Consider the following 14,555-nt stretch of genomic DNA (forward strand, 5'->3'; position numbering starts at 1 on the left):
GCTCCGCTGCCACCGGCGGTTCCGCCGCGGCTGGCGGGGCCGGCGGCTCCACCAGCGCCGGCGGGGCCGGCGGGGCCGGTGCTGGTGGAGCCGCCGGGGGGGCTGGGCTGAACCGGCTCAGGTCGGCGCCGTTGTGGATCGTGTGGACCTTGTCGGCGGGGATGCCGCGCCCGACGATGTCGTCCCGGAAGCCGTCGGTCACGGTGACGACGGCGTCGGCGGCCCGGTAGGCGGCCATCTCCAGCCGTTCGAGCGCGGCTATGACCCGACGGTCGCGCAGTACGCCGAGCTGCACGAAGATCGCCGGCCACAGGTCGCGGACCTCGACCACCAGGCGCGCGCGCCGCAGCCGGGCCAGCAGCCACGCCGAGCCGAGTGGGAAGAAGGTCGGGGACGAGACGACCACCACGTCGGCCGCTCCCGCCGCCCGCCCGCCGAGCAGCACGCTGGTCACGGTGAACGACAGGTGCGACAGGGTCCGGCGGACGATCCCCTCGTTCGGGGTGGCGTACAGCCAGGTCCGTATCACCCGGTAGCCGTCGCGTCGCTCGATCCGCTGCCACGCGCCGCGGTACTCCGGCGGCACGACGCCGGTGGGGTGGTTGGGCATCCCGGTCAGGACCGTGACGTCGAGGCCGTCCGCCGCCCAGGCCCGGGCTGTCTCGGCGAGACGTGCCTGCGGGGCGCCCACCTCGGGCGGGAAGTAGTGGGTGATCAGGAGCACCCGCAGCGGCCGCCGGCCGGCCGTCCCGGCCGCTCCCGGCGGTTCCGCTGGTCCCGCTGCTCCTGCCGGTCCTGCCGGTCCCGCCGGTCCCGCCGGTCCTGCTGATCCGGTCACCGCAGCCACCTCGGCGCTGCGCACGCGATGCGGGCGAAGTTCACGGTTGGCTCCCGGGTGCGAGTGAGTACGAGATAGCGGGGAAAACGTGCAGTCAGCGTGACAGAGCTTATCGTAGTCGAACGGATACGATCCGTATGTACACGTCCGGTGTGGCGCCGATATGGTCACCTGAAGTAATCACATCTGGTGGTCTGCTGGATCCCGTAGGCAGCAGCTCCGGATCCCGTAGGCAGTGGCTCCCGTGGGTAAAGGGACCTGCGGGCAACGGCGCCGGCCAGCGTTGGATGCGGTGGTCACAGCCGGGCCAGTGGTCGGGCCGGCGGTAGGGCCACCAGCCGGGCTGGCGGCCGGTCTGACGCTTCGAGCAGGGAGTCCCCTCGTGCATGTCCTCTTCGTCGCCGGTGCCCGGCCCAACTTCATGAAGGTCGCGCCGGTCCTGGCCGCGGCCGTGGCGCGTGGCGCCGTCACCACGCTCGTGCACACCGGCCAGCACTACGACGCCGCGATGAGCGGGGTGTTCTTCGACGAGCTCGGCCTGCGGGCCCCCGACCACTTCCTCGCCGCCGGCTCGGGCAGCCACGCCGGCCAGACCGCCGGGGTCATGACGGCCTTCGAGCCGCTGCTCGCCGCCGTCCGCCCGGACGTCGTCGTGGTGGTCGGCGACGTCAACTCCACGCTCGCCTGCGCGCTGGTCACGGCCAAGTCCGGCATCCCGCTGGCGCACGTCGAGGCCGGGCTGCGCAGCCGGGACTGGTCCATGCCCGAGGAGGTCAACCGGGTGGTGGCCGACCGGGTCTCCGACCTGCTGTTCGCCACCTCGCCGGACGCCGCCGGCAACCTCCGCCAGGAGGGCTACCGGCCCGACCAGGTGCATCTCGTCGGCAACGTCATGGTCGACACCCTGTTGGCGAACATCGAGCGCGCGCGGGCCCGGCCGGTCCTGTCCCGGCTCGGGCTGCGCGCCGGCGGGTACGGGCTGGTGACCCTGCACCGCCCGTCCAACGTCGACGACCCGGACGTCCTGTCGGGGCTGCTCGAGGCGCTCGGGAAAGTCGCCGAGCGGTGCCCCCTGGTGTTCCCCCTGCACCCCCGGACCAGGGCTCGGGTCGAGGGGCGGCTGCCGGCGGGGGTGGCCACGCTCCCGCCCGCCGGTTATCTCGACTTCCTCGCCCTGCAGGCCGGCGCCCGGGTCGTCCTGACGGACTCGGGCGGGGTCCAGGAGGAGACGACGGTCCTGGGCGTCCCATGCCTGACATTGCGTGACAATACAGAACGTGAAGTTACTGTTACCGAAGGTACCAATCAGGTCATCGGTACCGATCCCGAACGGATCGTGGCGGTGGCGGCCGAGGTGCTCGCCTACCCGCCGCGGCCACGGCGGCCCGCGCTGTGGGACGGCCGCGCCGGCGAGCGGATCGCCGAGATCCTGCTCGCGGGCGACTACGGCGGCCGCGGCCGCCGGCCGACCGACATCGCCGCTCGGGCCGTCGCTCCCGCGGGCGTTGCTCCCGCGGCCGTCGCTCCCGCGGGAGCGGCCCCGCGCGGCGCCACCGCCCAGGGTGGGTGAACGTACCGCGTACCGCGTACCGCGTATCACGCGGACCACGCTGTGACCTCTCCGGCAGACCACACCGTGGGCGCCGCTGGCCGACCGGGTCCGACGGCCGTTGAAATAGCTGTGAAATGCCTGGTGGGAGGCTGAATAGCCCCGTTCCGGAAACGGCAGTTCGTCCATACCGGGCGAGTCCGACGCGTTACTCTCGGACCGCCTGCCAAGAGCGCCCAAGTCCGGATTTCAGGGGAATCGATGCCTGTAGACATCAGTGGCCGTGCCAACCAGAATCCCGCCAGCGGACCATCGGCCCGATGGTGACGTTGCCCGTGCCCGAGCGGTGGATCCGCCGCCGGGCCCCGGACGGACGTGCCACGCCGGACCGGCTGTCCCGCCGGCCGGTCCGCCCGGTCGCGGATCCGGTCGGCCGCCTGCCCGGCCGTGTCACCGGCCCGGCGTGGCGGCAGCGGCCGTTCGTGCACGCCGCGCTGGCGCGTCCGGTCCGGCCGCGGGTCGTCGTGACGGTTCTGGCCGGCTGGACGGTGGCCTCGACATCGTTGACGTGTTGGACGGTTCTGCGCACAGGGGCCGGTTTGTGGCTGATAATCTCGGTATGTCCGCTGATACTGATCGTGATTGTGGCGGCCATGCTGTTGTTGCGCCGCTCGCGCGGGAATCGTGCCGGCGGGTTCGCGGGCACCGACGAACTGACCGGGCTCGCCAATCGACACGGGTTTCTCGGCCAGGCCGCGCGGTTGTTCGGGGATCATTCCGACGGCTGCCCGGTGCGCTGCCGGGACCCGGACCAGGGCCAGGGCCAGGACGTGGGGCCGGACCGGGGGCCGGAGGAGGCGGGGCGGCCCGCCCCCGCTTCCGGCGCGTTACTGCTGATCAACATTGACCGTTTCCGAGAGGTCAACAGCAGCCTCGGCCACGAACAGGGCGACCGGCTGCTGATCGAGGTGGGCCGGCGGGTCCGCCGGCTGGGACGCGCCGGCAACCTGGTGGCAAGGATCGGCGGGGACGAGTTCGCCCTGCTGCTGCGCGACGTGGGCGCCGAGCGGGCCCAGGCCGCGGCGGCCGGTGTCCGCGACGTCCTGCGGGAGCCGTGCACGCTCGCCGGCACGCCGGTACCGGTCGAGGCGAGCATCGGCATCGCGATCGCTCCCGATCACGGCCGGGACGTGCCCGAGCTCCTGCGCAACGCCACCTCCGCCCTGGGCGAGGCGAAGAAGTCGTCCGCGGGCCACCGGGTGTACGACCCGAGCTGCGCCCGGCCCGGTCCGGCCCGGCTGCGGCTGCGCGCCGAGCTGCGCACCGCCCTGCGCAACGGGGAGATCGAGCCGTACTACCAGCCCAAGGCCGACCTGCGCACCGGCCGTATCACCGGGATGGAGACGCTGGTGCGCTGGCGGCATCCCGTCGACGGGATCCGCACGCCCGACACCTTCCTCCCCGACATCCAGGCCGCCGGCCTGATGCCCGCCCTGACCAGGCAGATCCTCACCAGGGCGCTCGCGGACTGCGCACGCTGGCACGCCGCCGGCGCTCGGCTGTCGGTGTCGGTGAACGTGCCCGCGCCCGTGATCGTCGACCCCGGTTTCGTCCCCGGTGTGCACGAAGCCCTTGGCGCGGCGGGCGTCTCCCCGTCCGCGCTCTGCGTGGAGATCACCGAGGATTCCCTGATGACGCAGCGGGAGCGTGCGCAGCACACCCTCGTCCGGCTGCGCGCGCTCGGGGTGCGGGTCAGCCTCGACGACTACGGCAGTGGCTACTGCTCCCTGGCCTACCTGCGGGATCTGCCCGCGGACGAGCTCAAGCTCGACCGGGCCTTCCTGCGGGACGTCGAGCGCAGCCCCGCGGCCGGGGAGATCGTCCGGTCGACACTCGCGCTGGCGCACACCCTGCGCCTGCGGATGGTCGCCGAAGGCGTCGAGACGGCCAGGTCATGGGCGCTGCTGGCGGCCTGGGGATGCGACGAGGCGCAGGGCTACTTCATCTCGCCGCCCATGGCCGGCGAGCAGGTTCTCCCCTGGCTGCGGCAGTGGACCCAGCAGACCCGCCCACCCCAGCAGGCCCATCCGTCCCGGCCGGCGCCGGTATCGCCGTCCGCGCCACCATCATCGGTGCCGCTGGTGCCAGCGTCGCCGGTGGAGCCGGTGCCCTCGCAACCGCCGCTGTCGCGAGGGCTGCCGCCGTCGCAACCGCTGTCGTTGCCGCAGACACAACCATTACCGATGCCGTCGTCCAGAACACCAGTTATGTAACCACAAGTAACTATGCGGACGACGGTACCCGTGGGCGGGCGCCGGTCGCTAGGGAAGATCGCTGCCTGTTTGTCGTCGGGTAACGTTCACCGGCCGAAAAAGCGGCCTCAACGACCAGCAGGGCCGGATCAGGCTGGGTCCGGATCTGGCCTGATCCGAGCCACGCTCGGTGTGGACGGTTGCGGACGCCGTCTGCCGCGCTGTCCGCATCATCGGGCGATGCCGCTCGCGGCGCGGGCCAGCAGCTCCAGCGGCTGGGCCAGCGCCTCGCCGATCTGGTCGGCGCACACCCGGAACGTCTCGACCGGCGATCCGATCGGGTCGGGGATGTCGTCGTCAGCGGGAGCCGCGGGGCGGCGGAGGCCGCGGCGGGCCAACGCGCGGGAGATGAGGGCCTGGCCACACATCCGGATCGTCTCCGAGGCCGGGGGCAGTGGTCCACGGCCCACGGCAGCGGCTGGCGTGCCGTCGCTGGCCGAGTCGTGTGAGCGGACCGGCCCCCGGCCGGGGGGAGCGGCGGCCGCACGGGCCCCGCCCAGGTAGCGAGCCCCGCCCAGGCAGGCGGCGGTGTCCGGGCTGATGTCGGCGGGCGTGAGCCCGGCGGTCACCCGGGCGAACTCCCGCAGGGTGAAGGCACGGCTGACGGTCTTCGGCGCGGTCGTCACGGCGGCCGCGCGATGCCCGCGCTCCGCGCACAGCACCAGATCGGCGCTGTCGAGCAGCCCGGCGTGCAGGCGGCGGGTGGTGAAAGCACGCGGGTCGAGACCACGTCCGGCCAGGACGGACGCGGCGTGCGGGTGGATGGGCGTGCCGTCACGTGCGCTGGTACCGGCGCTGGTGACGGTCACCCCGGGTGCGGCGGCGGTACCCAGCGCCTCCTGTAACAGCGCGGCGGCGAGGTACTGGGCCATCGGCGATCGGCACAGGTTCCCCGTGCACACGATCAGGATGTGCCATGGCGCCGCGGGGCCGGCGGGCCCACCCGTGCCAGGCGTGCCGGGTGTGCCGGGCGTGTGGGCGGCTGTCATCGCGGCGCGGGGATTCTTGTGATCATTGTGGCTGTTGCCGTCCGGGGCTGTCACACCGCGGGGGTGGTGTTGTGCAGGGCTTCGCCGTGTCCGCTCATCTTCGGGTTCGTGGCCCGGTGCCGGCCGGGCGCGGCGGCACCGGGCCGGGGCTGTCGCCGCCTGCCGTCGAGGTAGCGGGGAAGCAGCAGATACATCCGGACGAGCAGGACGGCGGCGATGCCGGCGGCCACCCGCGCCGCCACGTCGGCACTGTAGATCACGATGCCGAGGCCGGCGGTCGCCGCGGTGACCGAGGAGACCACGAGCGTCGCGCGGGTGTGCGACCAGCCCGCGACGGTGAGCAACTGGTACACGTGGCCGCGGTGCGGCGCGTACCAGAGCTGGCCGGAGCGCACCCGCCGCAGCAGCGTGCAGGAGGTGTCCGCGAGGTAGACCAGCAGCGGGGCGACGACGGCGTCGGGCCGCACACCGTGCGCGACGGCCAGCAGCGCCAGCACGGCGATCAGCGCGCCGAGGGCGTAGCTGCCCACGTCACCGAGAAAGATCCTTGCCCGCGGGAAGTTGTAGGGGCCGAAGCCGAGCGCGGCCCCGGCCGCCATGGCTCCGCCGTAAGTGAGGAAGTCCAGGCCGCTGCGGTGCCCGATGACAGCGAAGGCCACGCCGGTCAGCAGGGTCTGGGCCGACGAGATGCCGTTGATCCCGTCCATGAAGTTGAAGGCGTTGGTGAAGCCGGCGATCCACACCAGCGCCGCGCAGGCGGCCAGCGGGATGATGGCGACCGGCAGGTCGGGCGGTGCCACGGCGACCCAGGCGATGATCGTCAGTGCTGCCGCGACCATCTGCAGGCCGAGCCGGCGGAGCGCGGCCACGCCGTGGGTGTCCTCGGCGAGGCCGAGCAGGCCGAACAGCGATGCGGCCACCACCACGGTGAACAGCTCGGCGGGGGCGTCCACGGCCGGGTCGACGATGGGTACCAGCATGCCGGCGAACAGGCCGAGAGCGATGGCCACCCCGCCGCCCCGGCAGGTGGGCACCAGGTGTGACGATCGTTCGGTCACGGTGTCCATGACGGCCAGATGTCGCATGCCCGCGATCACGGCCGGCGTCGTGACCGCGGTGATCAGAAGTGCGATGACTGCCGAAAGCACCACGTCGTCCACCGCCTTGGGATGGTCCGGGAGGGTTCTTCGCCGCCGCCGGCACGGAGCGGTCATGGCCGTGCCGCTGGTGGCCGGTGGGATCCGGCTCCGGTCGAAGATCGAAAGATGGCTACATTAAGTAGTAGAGACACTACTACTAGTGTGGATAGGCGTTCGTCGTGTCGCGTCCGACATCGCCGCCGGTGTCGTGTCGTGTCGTGTCGCCGCTGGTGTCGTGTCGCCGTCCACGGGGTTCGGGCCGGATGCCCGCCGGGCGTCACCTGGTGTCGATCTTCGGCTTGTGGTGCGACACGGGCCATGCTTCCGCTTTGGCGGCGGTTCGGTATGTCACGCTATGCTTATGACTAATTACGGAAAGCTCGTCGTGGTAGGTCAGGGCTACGTGGGTCTGCCCCTGGCGATGCGGGCCGTCGAGGCCGGCTGGTCCGTGGTCGGGATCGAGGTGGACGAGGGGCGGGTCAAACGGCTGAGCAACGGTGAGTCCTACGTGGAGGACATCCCGAGCCTGGTCGTCGCCGAGGCCATCGACAGCGGCCGCTACCGGGCGTCATCGAGCTATCAGGACGCGTCCGAGTTCGACGTCGCGGTGGTGACCGTCCCGACCCCGCTGCGTGAAGGCATCCCGGACCTTTCCTACATCGAGAGCTCCGGGCGCAGCCTCGGGCCGTTACTGCGGCGGGGAGCCACCGTGATCCTGGAGTCCACGACCTACCCCGGCACCACCGACGAACTGTTCGGGCCGCTGCTGGAGGAGGCCTCGGGGCTCGCCGCCGGGGAGTCGTTCTTCCTCGGCTACTCGCCCGAGCGGATCGACCCCGGCAACCCGAGCTGGAACCTGGTCAACACCCCGAAGGTGGTCTCCGGCGTCGACGAGCGGTCCCTGCGGGCCGTGCGGGCGTTCTACGACTCGATCGTCGAGACGACCGTGCCGGTGGCCTCGGTCCGCACCGCCGAGCTGACCAAGCTGCTGGAGAACACCTTCCGCCACGTCAACATCGCCCTGGTGAACGAGCTGGCGATGTTCGCCCACGAGCTCGGGGTCGACGTGTGGGAGGCGATCGAGGCGGCGTCCACCAAGCCGTTCGGCTTCCTGCGCTTCACCCCCGGCCCCGGGGTCGGCGGGCACTGCCTGCCCATCGACCCCTCCTACCTGTCGTGGCGGGTACGGCGCAGCCTCGGGCGCAGCTTCCGTTTCGTCGAGCTCGCCAACGACGTCAACGACCACATGCCCGACCATGTCGTGCGCCGGGTCCTGGAGATGCTCAACCGCCGGCGCAGCGCGGTCAACGGCAGCCGCATCCTGCTGCTCGGGCTGGCCTACAAGAAGAACACCGGTGACGCCCGGGAGTCCTCGGCGGTGCGGGTCGCCACGCTGCTCGCCGGGCTCGGCGCGCACGTGCGGGCCGCGGACCCGCACGTCGACGCCTCCTGCCTGCCGTCGGGTGTCGCCCTGGTCGAGGCGGACGCCGAGGAGGTCGCCGCCGCCGACCTCGTGGTCGTCCTGGTCGACCACGACGCGTTCTCCCGGGAGTTGGTGGCCCGCCGCGCCCGCGCCGTCCTCGACACCCGCTGCTGGCTGCCCACCCAGCGCTCCGGCCACCACGACGCCGCGCCACCCGCCACCGCCGAGATCGAACTCCTCTGACCCAACCCGACGACGGCCAGCCCGCCAACGGACAGCCACCAAATCCGGGTGGTGTCCGGCAGCCCTCCGGACACCACCCGGCCACCGATCCACCTGACTGGAGCCTTGCAAACACAATCAAATAATATGATTATTATGCTTTTAGCGGAGCGGTCAACGATGGTTTGTGGGAGTGCGCTTCTATCGCTTGTATATATCGTGTGTCCCGATCCGTAGCCAGATTACGTGAGCATGCCCAGGCCGCACAGGTAGCCCATAGCGCCACAGGGCGCGGCCGTTACGTGCCCACGTCATCTCGTTGACACCCGGGAGAGACTGGTAGCTCTTTACGCGTAGTGAGGGATGGAACCGCCCAGCAACCAGCCCTTCGTGGAACAGCACCACCGCACGTCGGAACGCAGCCTGATCCGCAGCGCTGAGTCGGTGGAACTCGGCGAGAAACCGGCTCTCCGGCTGGAAGGTGGGCATGTTGAGCACGGTAACTGCTCCGTGCCGCTGAACATTTTCCGGGGTTAGCTGGCTTGCGGGTGCTCGACAAACTCGCTCAACAGATCGTCGAACGCCTGGAAGCTCATACAGACGATGGCGTCGTCTGTCGTCTCGTCAGCCTCCGCAACAGCAGCGACTACGTCCGGTGGAGCTTCGTCCACAACTTCGTGCGGCTCTGGGACGACCACACCATAGATCTCCACACATGCACTCTACCCCGATGTAGACGTGCACGGAGCCGTAGGTGGGAGTCGGTGAGTGCCTTGCGGGCCGCGTGCCCCATTGTGGATGACTATACGTTTTGCCTCCGGTGACGCCGAACCCTCGCGGACGAGTGCGTCCTGGAGCTCCCGCAGGATGTGTGGCGACCACAGCGGACGGTAGAGGTTGGTGATCGCGAGGCGTAACAGGCTGTCGCGCAGGTGCATGGGGAACAGGACGCACGTGTCGAGCAGCGCGGCGAAGGTCATGGCGCTTCCGTGCGACGATAGGGCCTGTCGGTCGCGCGGTAGCCGTCGAACTCCTCGGAGAGGGCTACCAGTTCGTCCATGGCAGCCTCGCGTGCGGTTCGTCGCCGTTCCTGGTGGGACGGCACCGCGGATGTTGATGTGGGCGGAAGGTATCCGCGGGCTGCCGTCCCGGCTCTGGTCGCACACTGGCACGTGGTTGCTCCGGGTCGCCGTATGGCCCATTCCGATCTGTCCTGATCGCCCCGGTTAGAACTGTCGGACCCCCGCGATACAACAGCGGGCAGACCGGGCTGATCGGCAGCGACCGGTCGGTGATGGCCGGTCGAGCGACGGAGGTCGATGAGCGGTGGCGACGGGTCACGAGGAACGGCGCAGCACAGGGCGGGTCGGGGCGCCCGTCCCGCCCCGGGCGCTGGCGAAGGTGCCTTTCGTCGAGCTGACCGACGGGCGGCTGCAGGGGGTCGTGTCGAGCGGCTCGGACATCGAGCGGGTGTACGTCTCGTCGATCGCCGCCGGGACGCACGCGTACTACTGCAGCACGAACAACAACCGGCCCTGCGGCGGGCTCAACACCTGGGCGATGTGCAAGCACCTCCAGACGCTCGTCGACGCGGCGGTGCTCCAGTACGGGGCAGGCCGGGTCGCGCGCTACCTGCGCGCCGACGTCGGCGACGGCGCGGCGTCGGCCGCCGACCTGATCGCCGGCCTGAGCGGGCAGCAGGAGAAGCAGCCCGCGGCGACCGTCTTCAGCGGCTTCCTACGACATCTCGGCTACCTGGAGCGGCCCGACGTCGCCGGGCCCGTTCCCGAGCTCGACTGGTTCCCGGCGGAACGGGCGGTGCTGTAGATGCGCGCGACGCAGCTGGGTGCGCTGACCGGGTCCGCGCCCGCGGGCGTCGAAGCGGCCCTCACGGTGGTGGACGGGTTCGACGACGCCCTGGCCGACGGCCTCGGCCGGCTGGGCCCGTCGGCCGTCGACGCGCTCGAGGCCCTGGCGGGCGCGGTGGCGGCGACCCCGCTCGGCCCGCGGGCCGCGGAGGCCGTGGAGAAGATCGTTGTCGGCTCGGCCGGCGACGACGCGCTGGTGGCGTTGGCCGGCGCCCGTGCCGCCCTCCTCGGCGCCGCGCACGACGCGCTGCTCACGGGCTTCGACGCGGCGCTCGGTCGAGACCGGCTGACCTGGGATGCCGGGCCGGAGGGGAACGGGCCGCCGGCGGCCGGCGCGTCCGGGCCGGCGGGCAACGGTGCGCTTGCCGGCTGCCGGTCGTGGCTGCGCGAGCTGGCGATCACCGGCTGGCGCGGCGTCGACGACGAGCTGGTCTCGTCGAGTTCCCGGGCGCGCGAGGCCGCGTGGACCGAGGCGGGCCTGCGCCGGCTGGCGGTGCTCGTCGACGGCCTGGCCACCGAGCTGCGGGCCTCCTGCCCGGTGGGGGCCGCGGCGCGGCTCCCGGTCCGGCGCTGGGGCGACCTGTGGACGCGCGCCCAACTGCTCGCCTGGCGAGGCGGCTGGACACCGGACGCGGACACGGCGGAGCGGGTGTCCGGTCGGCTGCTCGTGCTCGGCGCCGAGATCGCCGAGCACGACACCGCTGTCCGGGTCCAGGTGCACGGGATCCTCGAGGCCACCGGCGGCGCGGACGCGCCGCCGCGGCTGGTGCGTGCCGGGGTGAGCGCCGCGAAGGTGGACACGATCGTCGGGCCTGCGCTGTGGCACCTGCTGAGCGCCTACCCGGTCCTGCTGGGCGCGCTCGCCGAGCACCGCGCGGTCGAGATCGTCGAGATGGCGCTGCTCGAGGGCGGCGATCTGCTGTGGCGGGAGGACGCGGCGCGGCTCGCCGACGCGGCGGATCCGTTCGTGACCGCCCGGGTCCTGCTCGCGGGGGCGGTCGCGCCGGCCGCGGTGCCGCTGGACCGCCACCCCGTCCGGATCGCCGAGCCGGTGCTCGTGGAGGACTACGCGGCCGCGTTCGACGCCGAGCGGCGGACGGTCACGCTCGACCTGGACGGGGCCGTACTCGACGTCGACGTCAGCCCGGTCGCCGCGAACCCGGCGGCGAGCCACGGCCCGCTCACTCCCGAGCTGCTGGCCGTCTCGTCCGCCTGCCTCGGGCTGCTGCGCTGGGACGGCGGCGCCTGGCGGCTGCGCCCGCTCGCGGCCCAGGCCGTGGTCAGGCGTAAGCCGACGGCGGCGCACGCCGGTGACTGGGCCCTCGGGGTCACCGATCCGAAGATCGCGAAGGCGCACGCCAGGAACGGCGACACGGTGGCCGTCCTGCGTGAACGCGCCGGAAGGCTGCTGCGCAAGTGACCACATCCACGAACGTGACCCGGCAGGTCCGGCAGACCCGGCAGACCCTGGCGGGAGAGGCCGGCTCGTTCGACACGGTCGCCGAGAACCGGCGCCAGGTCCTGTACTGGCGGCTGCTTTCCCGGATCTTCGCCGTGGACGAGCAGCTCGCGCTGGAGTCGGCGAGCCTGGCGATCGTCGACGATCTCGACCTGCCGGCCGTTCTCCTGGACCCGGCCGTCTCCGTCGACACCGTCGTGCAGCGCTTCCCCACGCTCGCCGCCGATCTGCTGGGCCTGCTGGGCCAGGGCAACGAGACCGCGAACAGCGAGACCGCGAACGACGAGGTCGTGGACGACTCGGACGGGGCTGGCGCGGAGGCCGGAGCGGGCACAGGGGTCGGAATGGACGAGGTGCGGCGCGCCGCGCTGGTCTCCAAGCTGCTGCTCAACGTGTTCGCGACCGGGGCGGGCAGCGTGTCGGCGACCCAGCTGTCCGGCTGGCAGTCCGACGCGGAGTGGCTGCGGCGGGCGCTCGGGCCGGGGGCCGGCGCGGGAACGGGCGCCGGCGACGGCTTCGAGCTGAACGGCACGCTCGCCGACGTCGAGGCCGATCTGGTGCGCCGCATGCGTCTGCGCGAGGTGCTGGCGAACAACGCGCTCGCCAGCCGGCTCACCCCGAGCATGTCGCTGGTCGAGCAGCTGCTGCGCGACAAGCACAACCTGTCCGGCGTCGCGCTCGCCAACGCGAAGGCGCTGATCCGCCGGTTCGTCGACGAGGTGGCCGAGGTGCTGCGCACCCAGGTGGAGAAGGCGAGCGTCGGGACGATCGACCGCTCCGTGCCGCCGAAGCGGGTGTTCCGCAACCTCGACATCGACCGCACGATCTGGAAGAACCTGCCCAACTGGAACGCCGAGGACCAGCGCCTCTACGTCGACCGGCTGTACTACCGGCAGACCGCGCGGCGCACCACGCCGGCCCGGCTGATCGTGGTCGTCGACCAGTCGGGCTCGATGGTCGACGCGATGGTGAACTGCACCATCCTGGCGTCGATCTTCGCCGGGCTGCCCAGGGTGGACGTCCACCTCGTCGCCTACGACACCCGCGCGCTCGATCTCACCCCCTGGGTGCACGACCCGTTCGAGGTCCTGCTGCGCACCCGCCTCGGCGGCGGCACCGACGGCACGGCCGCGATGACGCTCGCCCGTCCGAAGATCACCGATCCGCGCAACACGGTGCTGGTGTGGATCTCGGACTACTACGAGTCCCACGTCGAGCAGCTGTTCGCCTCGTTCGAGGCGATCCACCGCTCGGGCGCGAAGTTCATCCCGGTCGGGTCCGTGAACAGCTCCGGCCAGGCGAGCGTGAACCCCTGGTTCCGGCAGCGCTTCAAGGACCTGGGGACGCCGGTCATCTCCGGCCACATCCGCAAGCTCGTCGTCGAGCTGAAGAACTTCCTGACCTGAGGACGGCCGGCGCCGCCACCCCGTGCGCCGGCGTCTTCCCGACCCCTCTTCCCCCGCAAGCCGACACCGCAGGAGAACCTCGATGACCGAGATGCTGCGTGCCCCCGCCGAGGTCAAGTACGCCGACGAGCTGGACTGGCTGGAGTCCGTCGACGACGGGCCGAAGCCCTACTCGTGGCGGCTGAGCCCGCGCATGGTCCGGCTGTTCGTGCTCGGCTCCCAGAAGTCCGACAAGCTGGGCCGCCAGGTCGACCAGAAGTGGTTCGGCGACGCCAGCCTGGTCGAACGCGCCGTCGTCACCCTCGCCTCCGACCGCGGCCTGCTGCTCATCGGCGACCCGGGGACCGGCAAGAGCTGGCTCGCCGAACTGCTCGCCGCCGCCATCAGTCGCGACTCGACGCTGGTCGTGCAGGGCACCGCCGGTACCACCGAGGACCACATCAAGTACTCGTGGAACGTCTCGATGGTGATCGCCCAGGGGCAGTCCCGCGAGTCGATGATCCCGTCGCCGATCATGACGGCGATGGAGCGTGGCGTCATCGGCCGCTTCGAGGAGCTGACCCGCTCGACCAGCGACGTCCAGGACGCGCTGATCTCGATCCTCTCCGAGAAGTACGTGTCCATCCCCGAGCTGGACAACGACAACGTCGTGTTCGCCAGACCCGGCTTCTCGGTCATCGCGACGGCCAACAGCCGGGACCGGGGCGTCAACGACCTGAGCTCGGCGCTCAAGCGGCGCTTCAACTTCGTCCGGATCCCCGTGGTGACGAACAGACGCAGCGAGGCGGACATCGTCCGGTTCCGCACCGCCGAGCTGCTGCGCCGCCACCAGATCGAGCTCGACGTCCCGCCGACCCTGCTCGACATCCTGCTGCAGAGCTTCGCCGACCTGCGCACCGCTGCCGCGTCGGCGACCAGCGACGACGAGAAGCTCGAGTCGGCGCTGTCCACGGCCGAGCAGATCGGCGTCCTGGAGGACGCGATCCTGCACAGCCAGTTCTTCGGCGAGAAGCGGCTGCACGCCGGCACGCTGGCGAGCTCACTGGTCGGCTCCCTCGCCCGGCGCAGCCCCGAGGACCTCGCCATCCTCAACAGGTACCTGCACGGCGTGGTCGAGCCACGGGGCAGGAAGGACGGCGGCCTGTGGCCCGAGTTTCTCGAGGGCGGGCGCCAGGCGATCGCCGTCCTGTCCTGAGCATGGCGACGGAGAGGAGCCGGGACGCCATGAGCACCCTCGCCGACGACGGGCCGGCCGACGACGGACCGGCCGGCGTCGCGCTGGCCGGTGACGCGCTCGCGGGCGTGCCAGGTGGGCCCGCGGCGGACGGCACCGTGGCGGCGGGCCTGGAC

11 protein-coding genes are annotated in these 14,555 nt (G+C 71.7%); 7 read left to right on the forward strand and 4 right to left on the reverse strand.

Features of this window, described 5'->3' with window-relative positions; all coding sequences use genetic code 11:
- Nucleotides 1-730, reverse strand: a 730-nt coding sequence (locus NBX02_RS07955; protein ID WP_445548315.1) for a glycosyltransferase family 4 protein, incomplete at its 3' end; no start/stop codon positions are given.
- 490 nt (nt 731-1,220) lie between these two features.
- Here NBX02_RS07955 and wecB point away from each other — a divergent pair.
- Nucleotides 1,221-2,408 (forward strand): non-hydrolyzing UDP-N-acetylglucosamine 2-epimerase, encoded by a 1,188-nt coding sequence (wecB, locus tag NBX02_RS07960; protein ID WP_250290672.1) that lies wholly within the window; start codon nt 1,221-1,223, stop codon nt 2,406-2,408.
- Nucleotides 2,409-2,707: 299 nt separating this feature from the next.
- Complete coding sequence (locus NBX02_RS07965; RefSeq protein WP_250285336.1) at nt 2,708-4,660, forward strand: EAL domain-containing protein; 1,953 nt, start codon at nt 2,708-2,710, stop codon at nt 4,658-4,660.
- 209 nt (nt 4,661-4,869) lie between these two features.
- On the opposite strand, the gene NBX02_RS07970 is transcribed toward NBX02_RS07965, so the two are convergent.
- Nucleotides 4,870-5,688: an arsenate reductase/protein-tyrosine-phosphatase family protein gene (locus tag NBX02_RS07970; protein WP_250290674.1), complete on the reverse strand. Its 819-nt coding sequence runs from the start codon at nt 5,686-5,688 to the stop codon at nt 4,870-4,872.
- Between the two features lie 50 nt (nt 5,689-5,738).
- The gene (locus NBX02_RS07975) at nt 5,739-6,839 is read right to left on the reverse strand and encodes a glycosyl transferase (protein WP_250290676.1); all 1,101 of its coding nucleotides are present in this window, start codon (nt 6,837-6,839) and stop codon (nt 5,739-5,741) included.
- Between the two features lie 349 nt (nt 6,840-7,188).
- On the opposite strand from NBX02_RS07975, the gene NBX02_RS07980 reads away from it, so the two are divergent.
- On the forward strand, nt 7,189-8,493 hold the full coding sequence (locus NBX02_RS07980) for a nucleotide sugar dehydrogenase (RefSeq protein ID WP_250285344.1): 1,305 nt from the start codon (nt 7,189-7,191) through the stop codon (nt 8,491-8,493).
- Between the two features lie 512 nt (nt 8,494-9,005).
- Here the strand turns inward: NBX02_RS07980 and NBX02_RS07985 are convergent.
- Complete coding sequence (locus tag NBX02_RS07985) at nt 9,006-9,185, reverse strand: hypothetical protein (protein ID WP_250285339.1); 180 nt, start codon at nt 9,183-9,185, stop codon at nt 9,006-9,008.
- 613 nt (nt 9,186-9,798) lie between these two features.
- Between NBX02_RS07985 and NBX02_RS07990 the strand changes: the two genes are divergently transcribed.
- The 4 genes from NBX02_RS07990 (at nt 9,799) to NBX02_RS08005 (ending at nt 14,400) form a co-directional block, all read left to right on the forward strand.
- Nucleotides 9,799-10,299 (forward strand): hypothetical protein, encoded by a 501-nt coding sequence (locus NBX02_RS07990; protein ID WP_250290678.1) that lies wholly within the window; start codon nt 9,799-9,801, stop codon nt 10,297-10,299.
- Nucleotides 10,300-11,760, forward strand: a complete 1,461-nt coding sequence (locus NBX02_RS07995) for a hypothetical protein (RefSeq protein WP_250290680.1) — start codon at nt 10,300-10,302, stop codon at nt 11,758-11,760. It abuts the gene before it with no gap.
- A gap of 47 nt (nt 11,761-11,807) precedes the next feature.
- A complete protein-coding gene (locus tag NBX02_RS08000) occupies nt 11,808-13,205 on the forward strand; it encodes a VWA domain-containing protein (RefSeq protein ID WP_445548316.1) in 1,398 nt (465 codons plus the stop codon).
- A gap of 82 nt (nt 13,206-13,287) precedes the next feature.
- A complete protein-coding gene (locus NBX02_RS08005; RefSeq protein ID WP_250285343.1) occupies nt 13,288-14,400 on the forward strand; it encodes an ATP-binding protein in 1,113 nt (370 codons plus the stop codon).
- The last annotated feature ends 155 nt before the right edge of the window (nt 14,401-14,555 follow it).

Origin of the sequence: Protofrankia sp. CiP1_Cm_nod1, from assembly GCF_920888515.1 — a bacterium.
Taxonomy (GTDB): Bacteria; Actinomycetota; Actinomycetes; order Frankiales; family Frankiaceae; genus Protofrankia.

Bases quoted from the DNA above. Each gene is read 5' to 3' on its own strand.
- NBX02_RS07970 (WP_250290674.1), bottom strand. From the start codon at position 5,688: ATGACAGCCGCCCACACGCCCGGCACACCCGGCACGCCTGGCACGGGT.
- NBX02_RS07965 (WP_250285336.1), top strand. From the start codon at position 2,708: ATGGTGACGTTGCCCGTGCCCGAGCGGTGGATCCGCCGCCGGGCCCCG.
- NBX02_RS07980 (WP_250285344.1), top strand. From the start codon at position 7,189: ATGACTAATTACGGAAAGCTCGTCGTGGTAGGTCAGGGCTACGTGGGT.
- NBX02_RS07995 (WP_250290680.1), top strand. From the start codon at position 10,300: ATGCGCGCGACGCAGCTGGGTGCGCTGACCGGGTCCGCGCCCGCGGGC.
- NBX02_RS08005 (WP_250285343.1), top strand. From the start codon at position 13,288: ATGACCGAGATGCTGCGTGCCCCCGCCGAGGTCAAGTACGCCGACGAG.